At 70.2% G+C, this 16,454-nt stretch carries 13 protein-coding genes; 8 read left to right on the forward strand and 5 right to left on the reverse strand.

All coding sequences use genetic code 11. The features are described from left to right. The first annotated feature begins 59 nt into the window (after positions 1-59). Together IE269_RS20510 and IE269_RS20515 are read left to right on the forward strand one after the other, a co-directional pair. Entirely contained in the window at positions 60-1,121 is a 1,062-nt protein-coding gene (locus IE269_RS20510) for a PucR family transcriptional regulator (RefSeq protein ID WP_189824496.1), read from the forward strand. A 236-nt stretch (positions 1,122-1,357) separates the two neighbouring features. Then, positions 1,358-3,955 (forward strand): InlB B-repeat-containing protein, encoded by a 2,598-nt coding sequence (locus IE269_RS20515; protein WP_189824497.1) that lies wholly within the window; start codon positions 1,358-1,360, stop codon positions 3,953-3,955. 795 nt (positions 3,956-4,750) lie between these two features. Here the strand turns inward: IE269_RS20515 and IE269_RS20520 are convergent. Next, positions 4,751-5,818, reverse strand: a complete 1,068-nt coding sequence (locus IE269_RS20520) for a TetR/AcrR family transcriptional regulator (protein WP_189824498.1) — start codon at positions 5,816-5,818, stop codon at positions 4,751-4,753. Positions 5,819-5,960: 142 nt separating this feature from the next. Here IE269_RS20520 and IE269_RS20525 point away from each other — a divergent pair, with 142 nt between their 5' ends. Next, a complete protein-coding gene (locus tag IE269_RS20525) occupies positions 5,961-7,205 on the forward strand; it encodes a cytochrome P450 (RefSeq protein WP_189824499.1) in 1,245 nt (414 codons plus the stop codon). A 697-nt stretch (positions 7,206-7,902) separates the two neighbouring features. After that, positions 7,903-8,430 (forward strand): SMI1/KNR4 family protein, encoded by a 528-nt coding sequence (locus tag IE269_RS20530; protein ID WP_189824500.1) that lies wholly within the window; start codon positions 7,903-7,905, stop codon positions 8,428-8,430. A 157-nt stretch (positions 8,431-8,587) separates the two neighbouring features. Here the strand turns inward: IE269_RS20530 and IE269_RS20535 are convergent. The 3 genes from IE269_RS20535 to IE269_RS20545 form a co-directional block, all read right to left on the reverse strand. Next, positions 8,588-9,519, reverse strand: a protein-coding gene (locus IE269_RS20535) for an IS5 family transposase (RefSeq protein ID WP_438817590.1) whose coding sequence is annotated in 2 segments (ribosomal slippage) — positions 8,588-9,121 and positions 9,124-9,519 — 930 coding nt in all. Because the reading frame shifts where the segments join, the coding sequence is not laid out codon by codon here. Positions 9,520-9,550: 31 nt separating this feature from the next. Next, a complete protein-coding gene (locus IE269_RS20540; protein ID WP_189824501.1) occupies positions 9,551-10,132 on the reverse strand; it encodes a S1 RNA-binding domain-containing protein in 582 nt (193 codons plus the stop codon). 281 nt (positions 10,133-10,413) lie between these two features. Beyond that, complete coding sequence (locus IE269_RS20545; RefSeq protein WP_189824502.1) at positions 10,414-10,875, reverse strand: ATP-binding protein; 462 nt, start codon at positions 10,873-10,875, stop codon at positions 10,414-10,416. A gap of 182 nt (positions 10,876-11,057) precedes the next feature. Between IE269_RS20545 and IE269_RS20550 the strand changes: the two genes are divergently transcribed. The 4 genes from IE269_RS20550 to IE269_RS20565 all read left to right on the forward strand — a co-directional run bounded on the left by IE269_RS20550 (position 11,058) and on the right by IE269_RS20565 (position 13,692). Then, the gene (locus IE269_RS20550; protein ID WP_189824708.1) at positions 11,058-11,900 is read left to right on the forward strand and encodes a helix-turn-helix domain-containing protein; all 843 of its coding nucleotides are present in this window, start codon (positions 11,058-11,060) and stop codon (positions 11,898-11,900) included. Continuing rightward, the gene (locus IE269_RS20555; RefSeq protein ID WP_189824503.1) at positions 11,882-12,100 is read left to right on the forward strand and encodes a DUF397 domain-containing protein; all 219 of its coding nucleotides are present in this window, start codon (positions 11,882-11,884) and stop codon (positions 12,098-12,100) included. Before IE269_RS20550 ends, IE269_RS20555 begins: the two co-directional genes overlap by 19 nt. 242 nt (positions 12,101-12,342) lie before the next feature. Next, positions 12,343-12,927 carry an RNA polymerase sigma factor gene (locus IE269_RS20560; protein ID WP_189824709.1) on the forward strand — a complete coding sequence of 195 codons (585 nt, stop codon included), beginning with the start codon at positions 12,343-12,345 and terminating at the stop codon, positions 12,925-12,927. 330 nt (positions 12,928-13,257) lie between these two features. Then, the gene (locus IE269_RS20565; protein WP_308436972.1) at positions 13,258-13,692 is read left to right on the forward strand and encodes a hypothetical protein; all 435 of its coding nucleotides are present in this window, start codon (positions 13,258-13,260) and stop codon (positions 13,690-13,692) included. Between the two features lie 388 nt (positions 13,693-14,080). Here IE269_RS20565 and IE269_RS20570 read toward each other — a convergent pair whose 3' ends face one another. After that, complete coding sequence (locus IE269_RS20570) at positions 14,081-16,168, reverse strand: MDR family MFS transporter (RefSeq protein ID WP_189824504.1); 2,088 nt, start codon at positions 16,166-16,168, stop codon at positions 14,081-14,083. Positions 16,169-16,454 lie beyond the last annotated feature (286 nt).

The following is a 16,454-nucleotide window of genomic DNA, read 5'->3' on the forward strand; positions in this document are numbered from 1 at the left end:
TGCTTTGCCCCGTCTGCGATCCTTGAAAGGGACAAACAGCAGGTGGAGGGGCGTGTGACGTGACGGCACGGGAAATACCCGAGGAGTACGTGGAGGGGTATGCCCAGACCCTGCGCGAGGTGGCGGAGACCGGGCGGCGGCTGGACCGTGACGAGCTCGACGCCCGCCGCGCGCTGGGGGAGCGGGCCGCCGAGTCGGGGCTCGGGCTGCGGGCGGTGGTCCGTGCGTACCTGACGGAGACCAGGGAGCAGTGGCCGCGCACGGCGGCGAGCTCGCCCGACCAGGTGCTGGCCGCCGTCGGGCAGGCCGTCGACGCCGTCGCCGAAGGGTACGAGCGGGCCCAGCGCATGGCGATCCGTCAGGAGGAGGCCGTACGAAGGGAGTTCGTCGACGACCTGCTGCACGGCCGCAGCGACCTCGGCCGTCTCGCCGCCCGCGCCGAGCGCTTCGGCCTGCGTTTCTCCCGCGCCCATGCCGTCGCCGTCGCCGAGGGCCCGGACGCCATCGAGGACGGCGACGCGGTCAGCCGGACCGTGGAGAACTCCCTCACCGCCCGCTTCACCGACCGCCGCATCCTCGTCGCCAGCAAGGACGGACGCCTGGTGTGCATCGCGCCGGGCGAGCAGCGGGACGTCCTGCACCACTTCGCCAAGCAGGCGCACGCCGCCGCCGACGGCATCCTGGTGGCCGTCGGCCGCCCGCACCCCGGTGCGGGCGGCGTCGTGCACAGCTACGAGGAGGCCCTCGGCGCGCTCGCCCTCGCCGAGCGGATGGGTCTGGAGGGTCCGGTGCTGTACGCCGCCGACCTGCTGGTCTTTCCCGTGCTCGGCCGGGACCGGCAGGCCCTCGTCGACCTGGTGCGCAGCGCGCTCGGCCCGTTGCAGGAGGCGCGCGGCGGGGCCGAGCCCCTGGTGGAGACCCTGCGCGCGTACTTCGACGCGGGCTGCGTGGCGGCCGAGGCCGCCCGGCGCCTGAACCTGAGTGTCCGCGCCCTGACCTACCGCCTGGAACGCATCCACCGCCTCACCGGGGCCGACCCCGCCGACCCCCTGCGCCGCTACACGCTCCAGACGGCGGTCATCGGCGCCCGCATGCTCGACTGGCCGGCCAAGGAGATCTAGGGCGCGGTCCGTCCTGCGCCCGGCCGGGTGGGACGGCTGCCCCATTCGGATTCGCCCGGGGGCGGTGTGCCCGTCCGCGCGGTTGGGTGGCGGGCACCGCCGGACCGGCGGTGCCCGGCGGGAGGTGTCCGTCGCGGCCTGCCCGTACGAGCGTGTGGTGCGAAGGACGACAAGTGCGACGAGCCCGACAAGTGCAACGAGTGCAACGAGTGCGACAAGTGCAGCGTGTGCGACGCGTGGGAAGACAGTGGTGGCGGACCGGGGGCGTGCTGGCGCTGGCGTGCGCGCTCTCGGTGGGAGCGATGGAGTCGGCGGTGGCGGTGGCCTTTCCGGCGGAGCGGGGGCTTCCGGCGGCCGGTGATCCCGTACCGGGGGAGCCGTGGGTGGTGCGGCTGGGGCGGGTGGGTGTGGCACCGGGCGCGTTCCGCACGCTGTGCGACGACGACCCGCGCCGGGCGTACGAGATCCTGCTGCCGCTGTTCCCCGACGTACGGATCCGGGTGACGGCCGACACGGTCACCCACCGGAAGTCCGAGGACCGGGTGCTGGTCTCCGGGCACGTCGTGGGCGCCCCGGACCAGCTCGCGTACCTGGTGGTGGACGGCGTGTGCGCCGGGGCCGGGGGAGCGGTGCGGGTCTCGGGCTCCGTCAAGCAGGGCTCGCTGATCTACGAACTGCTGCCGACGGACGCGGGACACAGCGACGTACGGGTCGTCGACCTGCGGCGCAAGCGGCTCCAGTCGAGCGACACGTACGAGCCGCCGCCCGCGCCCGAGGTGGTGCCCGCCTCCGAGGCGCCCGGTGAGCGGGCGACGCCCCGGGGCACCGCGCCCCGAGCGGCCGACCCCGTGGTGGTGGACGTGGCCGTCGGCTACACCGCGAAGGCGCTGAAGAAGGCGGGCGGCGAGGCCGCGCTCAAGGCGAGGATCGCCGTCGCGGAGAGCCAGATCAACGATGCGTTCGGCAACGCAGGTGTGCAGGGGAAGGTGCGGTTCAAGCACTTCTTCCAGGCCGACTACACCGGCGACGAGGACGCGAGCGCGGTGATCAAGGCGCTCGGCGACGCCTCCAGCGTGCTGGGCAAACAGGCCCGCAAGGTGCGCGAGGAGCAGTACGCCGACCTGGTGTCGGTGCTCTCGGAGGTGCCCAAGGCGGGCGGCGAGTACACCTCGGGCATCGCCAACACCCCGCAGGAGCCGCTGGCCGAGGACCGCATCACGACGAAGGGCAACACCAGGTACCGGGAGCGGAAGACCGACGACTCGGCGTTCTCGGCGGTCGACGTGGACGACGCCGCCACCGGGACCATGGCCCACGAACTCGGGCACAACTTCGCGCTCTGGCACGACGACGCGACCCTGACCTCGCAGCGCGGCGAGAACTGGACCAAGAACCCCGTCTACCCCTACAACCGGGGCTGGGTGACCGCCAGCAAGAAGCACTTCTCGATCATGGGATACGGCTCCGCGTGCTCGTACGCGTGCGACATGGCCATGAACTACTCCAGCCCGACGGCGACGGCGGGCGGCGAGGCCCTCGGCGACGCGGACCACGACAACGCGCGGGTGCTGCGCGACACCGTGCCCGTCGTGTCCCGCTACCGGACCCCGCCGGTACCGCCGCAGGAGCTCTTCGCGCTCGACGTCTCCGTCTCGCCGGTGGGCGGGGGAGAGGCGCGTGCGGCGAAGGGCGGACCGTACGAGAAGGGGACGAAGGTCACGGTGACGGCGACTCCGGCCGCGGGGCAGGAGTTCGTGGGCTGGACCCTGGACGGTGCGGATGCGGGCAGCACGAATCCGCTGGTGGTGACGGTGGACGCGCGGCACGGGCTGGTGGCGACTTTCCGGCCGGTGACGGTGCCGAAGCCGGATCCGCAGCCGAAGCCGGATCCTGAGCCGCAGCCGAAGCCGGATCCCGAGCCGAAGCCGGACCCTCAGCCCAAGCCGGACCCTCAGCCCAAGCCCGACCCGGATCCGCAGCCGAAGCCTGACCCGCAGCCGCAGCCGCAGCCGCAGCCGCAGCCGGATCCCCAGCCCAAGCCGGACCCTCAGCCCAAGCCCGACCCCCAGCCCCAACAGCACACCCTCAAGGTGACCGGTACCCCCGCCGGCGCGGGCAAGGTCCAGTTGTCCGCACCGGCCCCTTACGCCCACGGCGCACAGGTGACCCTCACCGCCGTTCCGGCGCCCGCGCGCGCCCTGACCGGCTGGACCGTCGACGGCCGGCCCGTGCCGAACCGCAACCCCTTGCCCCTCACCATGGACCGGGACCACACCGTCGCCGCGGCCTTCGACTGTGCCGTACGTCCGACGGGGCCGGTCGGGGCGGCCCGCGCACGGGCCGCCCAGCTCGGCTGCGCCACTTCCCCGCAGCGGGCCGCAGCGGCGGGCGGCCAGTACCAGCTCTTCGAGCACGGTGCCGTGTACTGGTCGCAACGCTCCGGGGCGCACCCCCTGTGGGGTCCGGTGTACGCCAAGTGGCGCGCGCTGCGCGCCGAGCGCGGCACCCTCGGCTACCCGGTCTCCGACCCCCGAAAGGAGGTCAACTCTCTCGGAGTGCAGGGGAGTTGCCAGACCTTCCAGCGCGGAGTGATCTGCTGGTCACCGAAGACGGGCGCGCACGCAGTACAACCTCCCCTGCTGGGCCACTGGCAGGCACGCGGCGGAGTCAAGGGAGCGCTGGGCTTCCCGACCGGTGACGTACACAGGATCAGCAGACGGGGCGCGCTGCCGCCCGGCGGCGGGGACTCCTTCTCCGGCCTGGTCCAGGACTTCGAGGGCGGCCTCCTGATCCACAACTCGAAGACCGGCAGGGCCCGCGTGCAGCCGCACTGAGCGGACGGCCGTCGGCGGTAAGAGCGCCATGGCGGGCCCGGAGTGTCCACTGATACTCCGGGCCCGCCGTGGCGCACCTGCGCCGGCCGGCGGTGGACCGGTCCTCAGCCGAGGAGGGCAGCGCGGCGGCGTCGGTCATGCCCCCACCGACCCTCGGGGCGAGTGGCGTTCCGGTTCCCAGGACGTACGTGAAGCGGATCGACCGGTGGGTGCGGCCGGGGTCCCTCAGCCGAAGAGAGCGGCGCGGCCGAGTCGGCGATGCCCCCCCACCGGCCCCCCGAGGCGAGACGTACGTGAAGCGGATCGACCGGTGGGTGCGGCCGGGGTCCCTCAGCCGAAGAGAGCGGCGCGGCCGAGTCGGCGATGCCCCCCCACCGGCCCCCCGAGGCGAGACGTACGTGAAGCGGATCGACCGGTGGGTGCGGCCGGGGTCCCTCAGCCGAAGAGAGCGGCGCGGCCGAGTCGGCGATGCCCCCCCCACCGGCCCCCCGAGGCGAGACGTACGTGAAGCGGATCGACCGGTGGATGCGGCCGGGGTCCCTCAGCCGAAGAGAGCACCGCGGCCGAGTCGGCCATGCCCCACCAGCCCCCCGAGGCGAGACGTACGTGAAGCGGATCGACCGGTGGGCGCGGCCGAGATCGCTCAGCCGAGGAGAGCAGCGCGGCGGCCTCGGCCATGCCCCCACCGGCCCCCGGGCCGACCGGCTTCCCGGTTCCGGCGACGTACGCGAGGCAAATCGACCGGCGCAGTCGGCCGAGGTTCCTCCCTCGACTGCAACGCCCCCCCCGGGGCCTTCACCCCCCGCCCACCCCCACCGCATACCCGGCCCCCCGCCCCTCCCCCCGAGCCACGACCCGGCCCCCCTGCACCCTCACCGCGCACTCCGTCGCATCGCTGACCCCCGACACCCCGACCGCCCCCGCCAGCACCCCCGCCTCGTCATGCACCACCCGCACCCCCGGCCACACCCCCCTCGGGAACGCCTGCCGCAGTGCCACCCCCAGCTCCGCCACCGTCAGCCGGGCCAGCGGGCCCAGTTCCCCGGGTTCCCCCGTCACCAGCACCACCGTGACCGACTGCCCCGCCGGAGCCGCCCGCACCGTCTCCTCCACCGCCTCCAGCCGGTGCAGCCCGAGCACGGCGACCACCCCGTCCTCACCGAGTCCGACCGCCTCCCCCCGCAGCGCGTCCATCACGTTCCCGGGCGGCGTCCACGCCTCATCGACGGGCCGCGCCTGCGCCACGTACGACAAATGCGGCGGCGCCCACTCCCCAGCAGCCCGCACTTCACCCAACTGTTCACAAGCAGCCACCACCTGGAACGGATCCCCGAACCCCGGTGCAGCGGCGGCCAGTTGATCCGCCCCGTGCAGCAGCGTCAGAACGGTCTCCGCCACCGGCACCAGCCGCTTCGCGCCCCGCCCGGCGAGCCCCTCCAGCGCCATCCCCAGCACGATCGCGTCCAGCTTCAGCAACTGGGCGTACGGCTCCCGGGTCTGCGCGTCCGCGAGGACGACCGAGGGCAGATCCCGCGCCGGATTCTCCGCACTCTCCGCCCCGGACAGCGGAAAGCGCGCGACCCTGCCCCGCGCCAGCGCCCCCAGCGCCTCCCGCACGGTGTCCACCGAACCCGGCGGAGAGTCCACGGTTACCCGCCCCGCCGCGTCGGCCAGCACGGCGAAGTACAGGGCCCGCTTGCCCGGGAAGTTGGAGTACACGGCACCTCGCGTGAGCCCCGCCCGCTCGGCGATCCGGTCGATCTTGGCGTCCCGGAACCCGCGCTCGCCGAATTCGTCCCGCGCCGCCCCCAGCACCTTCCGCCGGTTCATCTCCTGGACTTCGGCCCTGGTCAACCGGCCCATGTCGCTCCTGTCGCCTGTGTGGTCACTACCGCTCCCGCCGCTTCCTCGACCGGAAATCGGCGCATTCAAGATACCCAGACCATCCAGATGATGGCATCATGTGGCGCGGTCATCCGAAACCTGGACCCGAAGGAGCCCTCCCATGCCCCAGCCCGCGCAGACGCCGACCCCCCAACCCCCCACCCCCGAACTCCTGCTCTCCGACCCCGAAGTCCTCCACACCCCTTTCGCCGCCTACGGCCGCGCCCGCGAAGAGTCCCCGGTGGTCCACCTCGCAGCCCCCGGCTTCGGCGGCATGTGGGCGGTCACCCGGCACGCCGACGCCCGCGCCTTCCTCGGCGACCCCCGCTTCGAGATCCGTACGGAGAGCTTCCTGCGCCCGGACGTGCCGGAGGACTGCGTCCCGTACATGCGGACCATGGCCGAGATGAACGGCCCCGAACACCTGCGCCTGCGCAGGCTGGTCGCCCCCGCCTTCAGCGCCCGCCGCGCCGCGGCCTTCCGCCCCCGCATAGAGGCGACGGTCGACCGCCTCCTCGACCGACTCGCGGAACAGGCCTTCCGCCGGGACGGCACGGTCGACCTCCTGGCCGACTTCGCCCTGCACCTCCCCATGGAGGTGATCTGCGAATGGGTCGGCATCCCGGGCGAGGACCGCCCGCAGTGGCGCGCAGCCGGCGCGACGGTGGCCGCCGGGGCGGGCCCTCAGTTCGCAGCCGCGATCCCCGACATCATCCGGGGCGCCAAACAAGCAGTGACCCGCCGCCGCACCGAACTCACCGCTGACACGCAGGCCGACCTCCTCACAGACCTCCTCACGGACCTCATCCGCGCCCAGGACGAGGACGGCGACCGCCTCACCGACACCGAGATGGTCACCCTGATCTGGCACGTCGTCCTCGCCGGCCAGTCACCCACCCCCCTGGTCGCGAACGCGATCGACGCCCTCCTCGCCCACCCCGACCAGCTCACCGCACTCCACACCGACCCCTCCCTCCTCCCCGGAGCCGTCGAGGAACTCACCCGCTGGGCAGGCCCCACCCTCCTCTCCATCCCGCGCTACGCCACCGAGGACACCGACCTGCACGGCGTCCACATCCCCAAGGGCGAAGCCGTCACCGCCCTGGTCGCCGCCGCCAACCGCGACCCCCGCGCCTTCCCCCACCCGGACCGGCTCGACGTCCGCCGCCCGGCCCCCGCCACCCCGCACCTGGGCTTCGGCCACGGCCCGCATTTCTGCCTGGGCGCCTCGGTCGCCCGCATCCAGACGGAAACCGCCATCGCCGCCCTGCTGCGCCGCTTCCCCCACCTCACCCGCGCGGGCGACGCCAAGAGGGCCCTGGACCCGGGCACTTGGCGCCTGGAATCCCTCCCCGTACGCCTCTGACCGCTCACCCTCGCTCCGGCACGACCCCCACGCACGTCGTCCGCCCGTACGCCCCGGAAGCCGTGGCCCGCTGCTGGTGCCGCTCCCGCACGGCCAGCGCACAGGTGGCGGTGCCACCCTCCTTGAGCAGCTGCACGACCCGCGGCGGTGCTTTTCGAGGCCGGGGTCTCGGTGGGGGAATGGGCTTCGGTCACTGTGGACATGAGAGGACCTTCGGTAGTCGGGCGCTGAGCCGGACGGTTCTACCGCACCCGCACCCGAGATTCCACCCCCGAAAATGGCGCCAACTGTCGGACATCCACTCCCGCTTGACACCCTGGCACGCCCACGATTGCAATTCGCCCTTCCACGAAACCGCCCGGGAGATTCCCGCGGCGGTGCTGAGCCCTGCCTGCACGCGCCTATGGGTCAACTGCTGCTGAGGGAAAAGTAGTTGGCAACGTGAGGGTGCGGCGCCGAAGGGCGGAAAGTAGACCGAGTGCAAACACCTGGGTATGTCGGGCGAGGTCATCACCGAGGAAGTCGCCGCCAAGCTCACCGCGTCCTACCCGTACAGCCCCTGGGGCTGAACCGCTTCACGAGCCGGTGAGTGGAGAAACGAGAAGTCAACTGCAATTGCCATGACTGCCAAAACACCCACGAAGACACTCTTCCAAAACCGTCGCGTCAAGAAAATCACAGGAAGTCAGAAGGCCCGTTGAGTCTCCATGAACTGGAGCGAACGCTCCCCGCGATCCGCCAGTACCGCGCAATGCAGCGTCAAACGGTCAACTGGGATTTCATCTCGGCTGAACTCGGAACGATGCTCCCAACGGATTTCATGTCCTTGAGTGAGGAATACACGCCTCTCGTTATTGGGGACTTCCTCGCGCTTCAGACTCCCATCCCTGGCAGGGAGAGCTCCTACGTTCGGGGAATTAGGAGACTCCTTGGTGACCTGGAGAGTCTTGTGGGCAGTGGCATGGCACACGGGTACGTCGACCATCCGAATGCTGGGGGACTTCTTCCATGGGGGTCCTCGAACGAGGGTGACCTGTTCTACTGGCGGACGAACGTCGATTCTCCAGATTCTTGGGGAATTGTTGTCAGCGGGCACAATGACGACTGGAACAGTTTCAATGGGAGCTTGACCGACTATCTGAGCGGCCTGGTATCCGGTCTGGTTGATCCAGATGGACTTTCTCCAGATTTCCCGGGACCTGATCCTCTGGTCGAATCCTACTGAGATCGCCTGCATTAACTGCAGGGGAAGCGGTAGAGCGCTTGGGCCCCCGGTGCTGAAATGCCGGGGGCCCAGGTGTCTGGAGGGCAGGAATTGACCGATGGCCTGTAACTGGACCCCTGGACGGGTCAGGACTTCGGCCTAGGACTTGTCCGGCCGGTCACGTGCGGAGCCAGATCGCGACGGTCGCCGCGGTGGCGGTGCCGAGGAAGACGTAGCCGCGCTTGTCGTAGCGAGTGGCGACCGCTCGGAACTGCTTCATGCGGTTGATTGCCCACTCGACGGTGTTGCGCTTCTCGTAGCGGTCCTCGTCGAAGCCGGGCGGCCGTCCACCGCGTGCGCCTTTGCGCAGGCGGGCGGCCTGGCTGTCACTCTTCTCCGGAATCGTGTGGCGGACGCCCCGGCGTCGCAGGTACTCGCGGAGGGGACCGTTGCTGTAGGCCCTGTCGGCCGCAAGGCCGTCGGGCTTCTTGCGTGGTCGCCCCAGGCCCGGTCCAGGGACTCGGATCCTCTCCAGCACCGCGATGAACTGGGTGCAGTCAGCTCGCTGACCTGGTGTGACGATCAGGGACAGCGGACGGCAGCGGCCGTCCGCGCTCAGGTGAAGCTTGCTGGTGAACACGCCGCGCGAGCGGCCCAGACTCTCGCCTCCAGCACCACCTCCACCAGGCGGGCGTGCAGACTCTGCCACGGCGCTTCGTCCTGATGTTCTGGCTCCTCGGCCCCCTTTGAGCCGGGCGCCGACGGTGGGTCGATGCGATCGCCCGCCGCATGCTGATGCGCCCGCACGATGGTGGAGTCGACCGAGATGTCCCAGTCGATCTGGCCTGCTGCATCGGCTGCGGCCTGAACCTGCTGGAGGAGACGTTCCCAGGTACCGTCCGCCGACCACAGGCGGTGGCGTTCAAAGATGGTCTTCCACGGACCGAATCGTTCGGGCAGGTCACGCCACTGCACTCCGGTTCGCACCCGGTGCAGGATCCCGTCGATCACCTGCCGGTGATCCCGCCACCTGCCGCAACGCCGGTTGCTGACCGGCAGCAACGGCCGCAGCCGTTCCCACTCGGCATCACTCAGATCACCCCGCACCATGCTCCATTCAACGGCTGGAGCATGGTGGCCGTCACGTGGCTGGCACGACACCTTCGCGCTGGGCGTTCTTCGGCCTGGAAAGAAACATTCGGCGGGTCGGCAGGTCGATTTCCGTAACGACGACGGTGATCTCCTCTCCGGCCTCCAAGTCCTCCACCGGACTCACTGCGGGCCGGCCGTCGATCTCTCTGGAGGGGACCAGCCCGACGAACCCGTCTCCGAGCTCGACGAAGACGCCGATGGGAACTGTCTCCTCCACCGTCCCGCGGATTTCCTGACCCACCGTGCGGTCGGCGAAAGCCCGCAGGGGGTCGGGCTCCATCGCCTTCAAGGACAGTCTGGCCTCCGCGTTGTAGGTGTCGAACTGGAGGACCTCGCACGAGACCCGCTGGCCTACGCGAACGACATCGGTGATGGCGTCGATGTGCCGCCAGGACAGTTCGGGGACCTCGATGAACCCGACACCGGGGAAGAGGGGATGGGCAGGTCCGTCGTCCAGGGCCACGAAGACCCCGAACTGCTCGATCGCCGCAACGGTGCCAGACAAGATGTCGCCGCGGTGCAAGGTCTCCAAAAATGCCCAGAGTTCCGGGCTCTCCGACTGCCAGTCCATTCCGTCACCCTGGCACACGACATCGCGGGCCGACTATGACCTCGACAGACTGAAGCCCCGCTGTGCCCCAGCAACCGGAACCATGATCGGCCGGACAAGTCATAGTCGAGTGACGTCCACTTTGTGCTCGGGCGAGACCGAGGAGCGCGAGGGGTCGGCGGGCATCGCGCGCGTTGCGGCGAAGGCTCAGCTGCTCATCCCACGCGCGAGCGTCGTCCGCATCTGAACCTGCCTCTTCAGCCACGCAGGATGTCGTCCCGAAGCCCTGGGGTGACCTACCGCTATGCGGACTGATCCTCTGCACCCCTTGGCGATACGTCGGCGCACTCGGCCCAGGTCAGTTTCCCGGGGCCGTTGCGCGAGGTGACTCCCCAGTCGGTGGCGAGGAGGTTGATGAGGGGGAGGCCGCGGCCCTCGCGGGCGTCGGGGGGTGTTGTGGCGCGGAGTTGGGGGTGGTGAGGGGAGGCGTCGTGGACTTCCAGGCGGAGTCCGGTGGGGGTGGGGAGGCGGGTGAAGCGGGTTTCGATGTGGCGGCCGGGGACGTGGGCGTGACGTTGGGCGTTGGTGAGGAGCTCGGAGAGGATCAGGGTGGCCGTGTCCTCCAGCGCGGTCAGGCCCCAGTCGGCCAGGGTCTTGCGGAGTTCGGCGCGGGCCAGGCCGACGGAGCGGGGGCGGTAGTTCCAGTGGTGGATGACTGTGTCGGCGTCGGGGGCGGGGGTCGGTTTCGGTGGGGTGTTCGGCATGTCCGGGCTCCGGTCCGTCCGGCCAACACCTGCGGGGTGTACGGCACTTGGACTACTCTGCGTGGTTGCTGGGCACTACGAGAGTGACCCCGAGTCGCGGGCGGAATGACCGTTTTGGTGTGAAGTTCTCTGTTCTTCGCGGGTGGCTCCACACCTTCCACAGAGTCACGGAGGACGACACGATGCCGACGAGACGGGTGATCACCGGCCGCAGTCAGGAACCGCGCGTGCGGTTCACCGAGGAGTTGCGGCGGTTGCGGACCGAGCGGGGTGACAGCCTGCGCAAGCTGGGTGAAGTCCTGGGCTGGGACTGGTCGTTGTTCGGGAAGATGGAGAGCGGGGAGACACTGGGCGGCCCCGAGGTCGTACAGGCGTTGGATCAGCACTACGGCACGCCGGGGCTTTTGCTCGCGCTGTGGGAGTTGGCGGTGGGGGACCCGGCGCAGTTCCGCGAGCAGTACCGGCGGTACATGGCGCTGGAGGCGGAGGCCGTCAGCCTGTGGCACTACGCGGTGAGTGCGCCGCCGGGGTTGTTGCAGACGGAGGGTTACGCGCGCGAGGCCCTCGCGGCGGGTGGCCTGCGGGGTGAGGAGCTCAGCCAGCAGGTTGCGGCTCGTGTCGGGCGGGCGCAGTTGCTGGAGGGTGATCGTGCGCCGCACTTCCGCACGATCCTGTCGGAGACTGTGCTGCGGACGCCGTTGCGGGACGCGACTGCGTGGCGGGAGCAGTTGGAGCATCTGGTGGAGGCCGCGGATCGGCCCAATGTCACGCTGCATGTGATGCCCCTCGATGCTGGTCTGCACTACCTGATGAGCACGGCCGTGATGTTTCTGCGGATGGCGGACGGTCAGCCCGTTGCCTACACCGAGAACAATTTCCGGGGTGAACTGGTCCAGGAATCCACGCAGGTTGAGCGAATGCAGCGTGCCTATGATGTGGTACGCGACCTGGCCCTGAGTCCGGCGGAGTCGCGGAAGTTCATCACGGACATGCTGGAGGACCTACCGTGCGATCCCTTGATCTGAGCACCGCTGTCTGGCGCAAGAGTTCGTACAGCAACACCGACGGTGGCGAGTGCGTCGAGGTCGCCGATCAGTTCCCCGGGCTCGTCCCCGTGCGCGACAGCAAAGTTTCGGACGGGCCTGCGCTCGTCTTCGGGGCTGTTTCCTGGGCGTCCTTTGTGGCCGGCGTCAGGGGTGGCGAAGGGCTCTCGGTCACTGGCTGAGCGGTGTGTGTGGTACGCAGGTGCCCTGCCGGGCTTTCCGGCAGGGCACCTCTGCGTAGAGGAGCGCCTTCGGTGGTGGTTTGCCGGGAATCTGAGGGCAGGGGCGAGGTGGGGTTTGTCTGTGGTAGGGGTTTGGGTCGCCGTGGGGCTGTGAGGTTGCTGTGAGGGCCGGGCTCCGCTGCGTACATAGGCACGATGCGCCGTGTCGGCCGAGGGAAGTGGGATGTGTGTCCGGCAGAGGGATGGCTCTGGACGCGGAAGCGGAGCGGGTGGAGCTGACGCGGGCCGTTGAAGGGGCGCGGCGGGGGGATGAGGCGTGCTTCGCGGCTGCGTATCGGATCGTGCAGCCCGGGGTGTTGCGGTATGTGCGGACCTTGGTGGGGGAGGAGGCGGAGGATGTTGCCTCCGAGGCGTGGTTGCAGGTCAGTCGGGATGTGGGGCGGTTCGCGGGGGACGGGGATGCGTTTCGGGGGTGGGTGCGGGCCGTGGCGCGGAACCGGGCCGTCGATCATCTGCGGTGGGTACGGAGCCGGCCCCGGCAGGTGGCGGTGCCGGTGGAGTGGGAGTCGTACGGCGGGCCCGTCGTGAGGGATGCGGCGGAGGTGGTGATGGATGCGTTGGCGACCGCGTGTGTGATGCGGATGGTGGGAGCGCTTCCACCGGATCAGGGGGAGGCGGTGCTGCTGAGGGTGCTGGTGGGGTTGGGGAGTCCGGAGGCGGCACGGGTGTTGGGGAAGCGGGCGGGGGCTGTGCGGATGGCGGCGGCGCGGGGGTTGCGGGGGCTGGCTGGGCAGTTGGGGTGCGAGGGGGTGCGGACTGCCGGGTGAGGGTGGGCGGGATGGGTGGCCTTCGGTGAGAGCCGGGGGTCATTTTGCATGTAGGGGGGAGATAAAGGGCATGCCGGGGATTCGGGGTGAGGGAGGGGATTGGGGGATGGGTCGGGGGAACGGCGTCAAGTCGGAGAAAGGGGTGGGTATTTGTCGGCGTAGACGAATGAGTGTGGTGAAGGGTTGTACGGGGTGCGGCAGTTGAGGGTGTGAGAAGGGGCACGGGGGGATTGTGTGACGGTTGTGGGGGTGAATTCGCTTGGGTGGGTGAGTAGGTGGGGTGCGCTGCGTGTGTGCCCCTTGGACAGGTGAGAGGAAGGGGTGGGAGCCGTGGCCGGTGACGGACATCAGAAGCGGATTCCGAGATCCGAGGACATGCGGCACATTGCCCAGGGATTTGTGGAACGGGTGACCGTGGGACGCCGGTTGCCGTTGGATTTCTCTGTGAAGAGTTTGCGGGTCGTGGATTTTCTGGTGGATGAGATGCGGGGTGGGGCGGTCGAGGAAGGGTTGATTGCGCGGAATCTGTTTGGGCTCGGGGCGTATGTGGGGGAGGTTCTGGTGCGGAATGCCGGGGCCGAGTGGGTGGATCTCGATGAGGGGGAGCGGGGGTACTTCCGGCAGTGGGTCGGGGTGCGGATGGGGGACGGGATGCTGAGGAGTCCGTTGGGGAAGGTGGGGAACCGGTTTGAGGGTGGGGGTGAGGAGGAGTCTCTTGAGCGGTACTACTTGACGTTGCCGGGGAGGGTGAGGGTGGCGGCGTGAGGGGTGGTCTTGGTCGCCGGGTGCGGCCGGGTGCGCCGGGTCCGCCGCGTTCGCCGAGTCGCCCGGTGGGCGCTTGTGTGGGGCGTGGTCGATCAGCCGGCTGCCGTTGTGCGCGGCGGTGGTTGGTGGCCGGTGGCTGGCCGGGCTTCCTTCGGCAAGGGATCCGCTGCGTTCCGCCCGATCCGCCCGTTTCGCAGGAGCGTCGCCGTGTGACGCTGCGCGGGGCGGTGGGGGTTGCTGTTCAGGCCGCCTTCGGCGGGGGGGGTCTCCCCTCTCCGCCCCTTCCCTAAAGCGCTCGCCGCGCGGCTGTGGGCGGTTTCCGTGCGTGTTCGTTGTGGCTGGTCGCGCCCACGCGGCGGAGCCGCAAATTGAACACAGCCCCGCGCCCCTAGCGGGGCGTCGTCACCGGCAGGTTCTGCGCCAGGTCCTCCGCCAGGAGGCGTTTGGCGATGCGGTCGGCGGCGGTGCGGAGTTCCGCGCTGCGCGGGCGGCCCGCGTCCTTTTCGAGTTGGTTGCCGAGCCAGTCGGACCAGGCCCCAGCGATGATGCCCGCCTCACGTTCGCCCGCAGGAGTGTGGGAGAGGTAGTTGCCGTCGCGGGTCAGGTAGCCCTCGGCGACCATGCGGTCGAAGACCGGGAGCAGGACTTCCGGCGGCACGTTGCGGCGGCCCGCGATCAGGCCCAGGGTCGCGTGGCCGACCATGCGGGTGAAGAGGTCCACCTGCATCACCGCCCACGCGCCCGCGATGTCGAGGCGGGTGTTCGAGTCGGCGACGACCTGGCGGGCGGTCAGGGCGCCCTTCGTGTGGACGATGCGAGCGACCGCCAGTTCCAGGGCCTGGGACGAGCCGCCGGCCCCGCTCGGCGTCGGCTGTGCGAAGCCCTCGCCGAGGTCGGCGGAGCCCGCCCGTGAGGTGTCCCGCAGTTCGACCTGCTTCAGGAAGAGGGAGACGACGAAGCCCAGCACCGCCACCGGCACCGTCCACAGGAACACCGTGCTCAGCGTGTTCGCGTACGCCTCCACGATCGGCGCGATCTGCGCGGCGGGGAGCTTGTGCAGGGACTGCGGGCTCTGCGCCGCCTGCGCGATGGTGGCGGGGTCGGTTCCGGCGGGGGCCAGCCGGACCGCCGCCGTCACGCCCTCCTCCAGGTTCGGCTTCAGGGAGTTCGCGTAGATCGTGCCGAAGACCGCCGCACCGAACGAGCTGCCGAGCGTACGGAAGAAGGTGACGCCCGAGGTGGCGGTGCCCAGGTCCGCGTAGTCGACGGTGTTCTGCACGGCGATCGTCAGGACCTGCATGCACAGACCGATGCCGACGCCCAGCACGAACATGTAGAGGGATTCCAGCCAGGTGTTGCTGGAGGGGCCCATGAGCGAGAGGAGATAGAGGCCGAGGCCCATTACCGCCGAACCGATGATCGGGAAGATGCGGTAGGTGCCCGTCTTGCTGACCACATTGCCGCTGAAGATGGATGCGATCAGCAGGCCGATGACCATGGGGAGGGTGCGGACGCCCGAGATGGTGGCCGAGTCTCCGTCGACGTACTGGAGGTAGGTCGGCAGGAAGGTCATCGCGCCGAGCATGGCGAAACCGACGATGAAGCTGAGGATGGAGCAGACCGTGAAGACGGGGTTGGCGAAGAGCTTCATGGGGAGCATCGGCTCTGCGGCGCGGGTCTCGACCACACAGAAGAGGGCGAGCGCGATGATGCCGCCGACGAACAGGCCGATGATCACGGCCGAGCCCCACGCGTACTCGTTGCCGCCCCAGCTCGTCGCCAGGACCAGGGCGCTGGAGCCGATCGCCACCAGCGCGATGCCCAGGTAGTCGATGCGCGGCTTCACCGCCGACTTGACGGAGGGGATGGTGCGGGCTGCGGCGATGACGACGAGGATCGCGATCGGTACGTTGACGTAGAAGGCCCAGCGCCAGGACATGTGGTCGGTGAACAGGCCGCCGAGCAGCGGGCCCACGACCGTCGAGACGCCGAAGACCGCGCCGATCGCGCCCTGGTACTTGCCGCGTTCGCGGAGGGGGATGACGTCGGCGATCAGGGCCATCGCCGTGACCATCAAGCCGCCGGCGCCGATGCCCTGCACCGCGCGCCACGCGATGAGCAGGGTCATGTCGGTGGCCAGGCCGCACAGGAACGAGCCCGTGATGAAGATGATCGCGGAGATCTGGAAGACGACCTTCCGGCCGAAGAGGTCGCCGAACTTGCCGACCAGGACGGTCGCGACCGTCTCCGCGAGGAGGTATGCCGTGACCACCCACGACATGTGCGCCGCGCCGCCGAGGTCCGAGACGATCGTTGGCAGGGCCGTGCCGACGATCGTCTGGTCGAGGGCCGCGAGGAGGACGCCCAGCATGATCGTGCCGAAGACGATGTTGCGTCTGCGGCCGTCGAGGACGGGGGGTACCGGCTCGGCGGGGGGCGCCGTGGGGGCGGGGGCGTTCTCGCTGGCGGTGGTCACTTTTGCACGATCACATTGGTGGGGGGTTTGTGCATGTGGGGGTGGGCTGGTGTGGTGAGGGGGGTGGGGGTACGTGGGCGGGCTCGGCCGGGGGCGTGTTCTCCGGTACGGGGTGGGCCGGGGCCTTGGCGAGGTGCGCGGCCGGTGTCGGGGCCGGGCGGGGGGTGTCCCTGTGGGCCGGGAGCGGGAGGGGCCGCCCCCTTGCCCGCCCGTTCCGCCCCCGGGGGGCGGCCCCGCCGCCCAAGGGGACGAGGGTGGTGGAGGGGGCGGCCCCGCCGCCCAAGGG

Origin of the sequence: Streptomyces spiroverticillatus (genome assembly GCA_014650415.1) — a bacterium.
GTDB lineage: Bacteria > Actinomycetota > Actinomycetes > Streptomycetales > Streptomycetaceae > Streptomyces > Streptomyces spiroverticillatus.